At 72.1% G+C, this 4,798-nt stretch carries 8 protein-coding genes; 4 read left to right on the forward strand and 4 right to left on the reverse strand.

Annotated elements, in window-relative coordinates; genetic code table 11:
• Positions 1-328 precede the first annotated feature (328 nt).
• Positions 329-547 (reverse strand): EF-hand domain-containing protein, encoded by a 219-nt coding sequence (locus tag DMH08_RS38540; protein WP_125621181.1) that lies wholly within the window; start codon positions 545-547, stop codon positions 329-331.
• Between the two features lie 191 nt (positions 548-738).
• Here DMH08_RS38540 and DMH08_RS38545 point away from each other — a divergent pair, with 191 nt between their 5' ends.
• A complete protein-coding gene (locus DMH08_RS38545) occupies positions 739-1,476 on the forward strand; it encodes a glycerophosphodiester phosphodiesterase (protein WP_425248246.1) in 738 nt (245 codons plus the stop codon).
• 27 nt (positions 1,477-1,503) lie between these two features.
• On the opposite strand, the gene DMH08_RS38550 is transcribed toward DMH08_RS38545, so the two are convergent.
• The gene (locus DMH08_RS38550) at positions 1,504-1,779 is read right to left on the reverse strand and encodes a type II toxin-antitoxin system Phd/YefM family antitoxin (protein WP_199748219.1); all 276 of its coding nucleotides are present in this window, start codon (positions 1,777-1,779) and stop codon (positions 1,504-1,506) included.
• A gap of 147 nt (positions 1,780-1,926) precedes the next feature.
• Between DMH08_RS38550 and DMH08_RS38555 the strand changes: the two genes are divergently transcribed.
• The 3 genes from DMH08_RS38555 to DMH08_RS38565 all read left to right on the forward strand — a co-directional run bounded on the left by DMH08_RS38555 (position 1,927) and on the right by DMH08_RS38565 (position 3,672).
• Positions 1,927-2,550: a ClpP family protease gene (locus DMH08_RS38555; RefSeq protein ID WP_034517257.1), complete on the forward strand. Its 624-nt coding sequence runs from the start codon at positions 1,927-1,929 to the stop codon at positions 2,548-2,550.
• Positions 2,550-3,152 carry an ATP-dependent Clp protease proteolytic subunit gene (locus DMH08_RS38560; protein WP_034517255.1) on the forward strand — a complete coding sequence of 201 codons (603 nt, stop codon included), beginning with the start codon at positions 2,550-2,552 and terminating at the stop codon, positions 3,150-3,152. Before DMH08_RS38555 ends, DMH08_RS38560 begins: the two co-directional genes overlap by 1 nt.
• Before the next feature lie 175 nt (positions 3,153-3,327).
• Positions 3,328-3,672: an RNA polymerase-binding protein RbpA gene (locus DMH08_RS38565; RefSeq protein ID WP_026401712.1), complete on the forward strand. Its 345-nt coding sequence runs from the start codon at positions 3,328-3,330 to the stop codon at positions 3,670-3,672.
• A 141-nt stretch (positions 3,673-3,813) separates the two neighbouring features.
• Here the strand turns inward: DMH08_RS38565 and DMH08_RS38570 are convergent, their stop codons facing one another.
• On the reverse strand, positions 3,814-4,470 hold the full coding sequence (locus DMH08_RS38570; RefSeq protein ID WP_125621185.1) for a response regulator: 657 nt from the start codon (positions 4,468-4,470) through the stop codon (positions 3,814-3,816).
• A 10-nt stretch (positions 4,471-4,480) separates the two neighbouring features.
• On the reverse strand, positions 4,481-4,624 hold the full coding sequence (locus tag DMH08_RS38575; RefSeq protein ID WP_199748220.1) for a hypothetical protein: 144 nt from the start codon (positions 4,622-4,624) through the stop codon (positions 4,481-4,483).
• Positions 4,625-4,798: the final 174 nt, after the last annotated feature.

The raw sequence follows: 4,798 nt of genomic DNA on the forward strand, positions 1-4,798 counted from the left end.
ACCGCTAGGGTGGTCACGAGGTCTCCGGTGTTCAGGTTCTTCTTGGTCGATGAACCCTCTACCGGAGACCTCACTATTTAGCGATCAGGACACACCGCCACACCCTGGACTTCGAAACACGCCCTAGCGATCATGAAGCTCACACTCGGCGGCTGTATCGTCACCCGGCGCCGTCCTGCGGTCGGCCCTGCCGGGTGCGATGGGCGCCCCGAACCCGCCGAGCCGAGGCCGCGCTCTCCCCCGCCGCCGCATGCCACGGCTCGGACGTGCCGGCATCGCCGTCGTGGCCGCCCGTGCGACCGTGGCGGCACGGGCACCGGGCGCCGTATCAGGCGCGGGTGCGTTCCATGAGAGCGGCGAACTCCTCCAGGGAGATCTTGCCGTCACGGTTGACGTCGCTCTCGACGACCAGCTCCACCGCGCGCGTCTGGTCGGCGTTGAGGCCCAGGGCGCGCATGAGGTTCTGCAGCTCCGGGATGGTGAGGTAGCCGTCACCGTCGCCGTCGACGAGGTCGAACGTGGGCTTGTAGTCGTCGATGCTGCTCATTGCGGTGATCTCCTTCGTCGGTGCTGGGCCGACGGTAGCACCGGCCCAGCACCTTTACGCAGTAAGGTAGGGGTGGTGCGGAGGAGTCCGCCATAATCGGAGGAGTGCGCCGCTCGTACGAATTCCTCGATCATCCCGGACCCATCCCGTTCGCCCACCGCGGCGGGGCCGGCGGACGTCCCGAGAATTCCATGGCCGCCTTCCAGCGGGCGGTCGACCTGGGCTACCGCTACCTGGAGACCGACGCCCACGCCACCGCCGACGGCGTCGTGGTCGCGTTCCACGACCGCACCCTCGACCGGGTGACCGACCGGACCGGCACCGTCGCCCGGCTCCCCTACTCCGAGGTCGCGCGGGCCCGGATCGGCGGCACCGAGCCGATCCCCCGGCTGGAGGACGTCCTGGGGGCCTGGCCGGACGCGCGCGTCAACATCGACCTCAAGGACGCCCCGGTCATCGGGCCGCTCGCCGAGGTGCTGCACCGCACGAACGCCTGGCACCGGGTGTGCCTGACGTCGTTCTCCACCCGCCGGCTCGCGCAGATGCGGGCGCGGCTGCCGCTGTACACCGACCGGGACGTGTGCACGGCGCTGGGCCCGCGCGGGGTGATGGCGCTGCGCGCCAAGTCCTACGGGGGGCCGACGGCCAAGCTGGTGCGGCTCGCGGCGACGGGCGTGGCGTGCGCGCAGGTGCCCTACGGGCTGGGGCCGCTGCCGTTCGTGACCGAGAGGTTCGTCGCCACGGCGCACCGGCTCGGCCTGCAGGTCCACGCGTGGACGGTGAACGACGAGGACGCCATGGAGCGGCTGCTGGACCTCGGCGTCGACGGCATCATGACCGACAAGCTGGTCACCCTGCGGCGCGTCCTGGCCGCCCGCGGGCTGTGGGAGCGCCCCTCCCCCGCGCCGGAGACGCGCGCCGGCGCCTGACGGGCCGGCGCCGGGACGGCCGCCGGTTCAGCGGCCGAACCCCGGCGGCCGGTACTCGGCGGCGATGCGCAGCGGCGCCCCCTGGGGACGGTCGGCGGGCTGCGCGGACTGGGCGGGTCGGCCCGTCTGGGACAGATCGACCCGCTGCGACCGCACCATCTCCAGAAGCTCCAGATCTTCCGGAGAGACCAGTGCGGCCATCACCTTGCCCCGCCGCGTCAGCTTCACGGGCTCGCCGGTGTAGGCGACCCGGTTGACGAGGTCCGCGAACTGGGCGCGTGCTTCGGTTACCGGAACATCCACGGGATTCATCGTATAGCGAAACATGGCCTCTCCCCCTGGCCGCGGCACCGCGCCACCACTAGCCTCAGACGTACATAGTGTACGAAATGTACAGAACGAGCGGGAGGGTTCATGAACGAGGAGCCGAGGCCCGGAGAGCGACCGGACATGCGACCGCAGGCCCGGCCGGACACCCACGCGCCCCGCGTGCGGGCCAAGGTCGCCGAGGCGCCGCGGCTCGCGGAGGCGCACCTGTTCGAGCGGCTGCTCGCGCAGCGCATCGTGTTCCTCGGAACCGAGATCGACGACCAGGTGGCCAACCGGGTGAACGCGCAACTCTTGCTGCTCGCCTCCCAGGACGCCCACCGCGACATCACCGTCTACATCAACTCCCCCGGCGGCGTCGTGGACGCCGGGATGGCGATCTACGACATGATGCAGTTCGTCCCGAACGACATCTCCACCGTCGCGATGGGCATGGCCGCCTCCATGGGACAGACACTGCTGTGCGCGGGAACGGCCGGCAAGCGCTACGCGCTGCGGCACGCGCGCGTCATGATGCACCAGCCGCACGGCGGCATCGGCGGCACCGCGTCCGACATCAGGATCCAGGCCGAGCAGTCGCTCTACCTGAAGCGGACCCTGGCCGAGCGGACCGCGTTCCACACCGGGCAGCCGCTCGAGCGGATCGAGGCCGACGCCGACCGGGACCGGTGGTTCACCGCCGACCAGGCCCGCGAGTACGGCTTCATCGACCACGTCATCGACAGCACCGACCGGGTGGGCACCTGATGCGGGCCGAGAAGCGCTCCCTCGTCCCCTCCTACGAGGAGCAGACGCCCTACGGACGCAAGGAGACCGACCCCTACAACAAGCTCTTCGAGGACCGCATCGTCTTCCTCGGGACGCCGGTCGACGACGTCAGCGCCAACGACGTCACCGCCCAGATGCTGGCGCTCGAGGGCATGGACCCCGACCGCCGCATCGCCCTCTACATCAACTCGCCCGGCGGGTCGCTGACGGCGATGATGGCGATCCACGACACGATGAGCTACATCCGTCCCGAAATCGAGACCACCTGCGTGGGGCAGGCGGGTTCGGCGGCGGCGGTGCTGCTGGCGGCCGGGACGCCCGGCAAGCGGGCGGCGCTGGCGAGCGCCCGGATCCTGCTGCACGAGCCCGAGGTCGGGACGTCCCGCGGCCAGTCCAGCGACCTGCAGATCCAGGCGGAGGAGGTGCTGCGGCTGCGGGCCCAGACCGAGGCGATCATCGCCGAGGCCACCGGGAAGGACCCTGAGACGGTCCGCCGCGACCTCGACCGCGACCGCTACTTCACCGCGCAGGAGGCCCTGGAGTACGGGCTGATCGACGAGGTCCTGACGTCCCGGCGCTGAACCGCCCGGACGGACGCGCGCCCCCGCGGCCCGGGGCCGCGCCGAAGGATTCCCGCAGGGCCGCGGGGCCCCGGCGAAAACCCGCAGGGTTGGACCCGCCCGCGGACGGGAATCTTGTCACCGGATTCAGCGTTGGTCAGGGCAAGACCGCAAGCCGTCTGGGAGGCACGTGACGATGGCCGAGCGCGCACTTCGCGGCACCCGACTCGGAGCGACGAGCTACGAGAACGATCGCAACACCGATCTGGCCCCTCGGCAAGAGGTGGACTACACCTGCACCAAGGGCCACCGGTTCACCGTGACGCTCGCAGCCGAGGCCGAGGTGCCGATGACCTGGGAATGCCGCAACTGCGGCGCCACGGCCCTGCGGGTCGACGGCGAGCTCCCCCAAGCGAAGAAGGGGAAGCCGCCGCGGACGCACTGGGACATGCTCATGGAACGCCGTACCGTCGAGGACCTCGAGGAGGTGCTGGCGGAACGGCTGGAGATCCTGCGGGCCGGGCGCAGGAAGACCGCCTGACCGACACGATCGGGTGACGCTACGGGGCCCGCACCGGTGCACGCACGTGCACCGGTGCGGGCCCGTCGCCGTTCGCGCCCGACCGCCGCGGCCGAAGGTCTTCGGCCGGCGGGACGCGGGACGCCGCGAATCCGGGCGCGCTCAGCGGGTCCGGGGCACGATCAGGCCCGTCTCGTAGGCGGTGACGACGGCCTGGACGCGGTCGCGCAGGCCCAGCTTGCGCAGGACGCGGCTCACGTGCGTCTTGACCGTCTCCTCCCCCACCACGAGCCGCGCGGCGATCTCGGCGTTGCTCAGCCCCTCGGCGACCAGCCGCAGCACCTCGGTCTCCCGCGGCGTCAGGACGTCCAGCGCGGCCGACGGCGGGCGGGGCCGCAGCCGCGCGAACTCGTCGATGAGGCGCCGGGTGACGGCCGGGGCGAGCAGCGCCTCCCCCGCCGCCACGACGCGGACGGCGTCGAACAGCCGCTCGGCCGTCACGTCCTTGAGCAGGAACCCGCCCGCGCCCGCCACCAGCGCGTCGTAGACGTGCTCGTCGAGGTCGAACGTCGTCAGCATCAGGATGCGGGGCGCGCCCGCGGCGGACGCGATGCGGCGGGTCGCCTCGATCCCGTCCATCACCGGCATCCGCACGTCCATCAGCACCACGTCCGGGCGGTGCTCGGCGCAGGCGCGGACCGCCGCCGCGCCGTCGTCGGCGGTCGCGACGACGGCGAAGTCCGGCTGCGTGCCCAGCAGCGCGCCGAAGCCCGCGCGGACGACCTCCTGGTCGTCGGCCACGATGATGCGGACGGTCACCGCGCCGCCCTCACCGTGCCGCCCTCGCGGGGGCGCCGTGAGCGGGCGTCGCGGCCGCGTCCGCGGCGGGCAGGACCGCCTCGACGACGAACCCGCCGAGGGGGCCCGCGCCGGTGCGCAGCTCCCCGCCGACCGCCGCGACCCGCTCGCGCATCCCCGTCAGCCCGTGCCCGCCGGGGACGGGCGGGCCGACGGCCGCGGCGTGGGTTCTAGTGATCCCCGCAACACCCTGATCTTCAGGGAGTTGCGGGGATCATGGATTTTGAGGACCTGAAGGCAAGGTTCTTCGAGGCGCTGGACCGGGAGAACGGCAGTATCTCGGGGGCTG

Source organism: Actinomadura sp. WAC 06369, assembly GCF_003947565.1.
In the GTDB taxonomy this organism is placed as follows: Bacteria; Actinomycetota; Actinomycetes; order Streptosporangiales; family Streptosporangiaceae; genus Spirillospora; species Spirillospora rifamycini.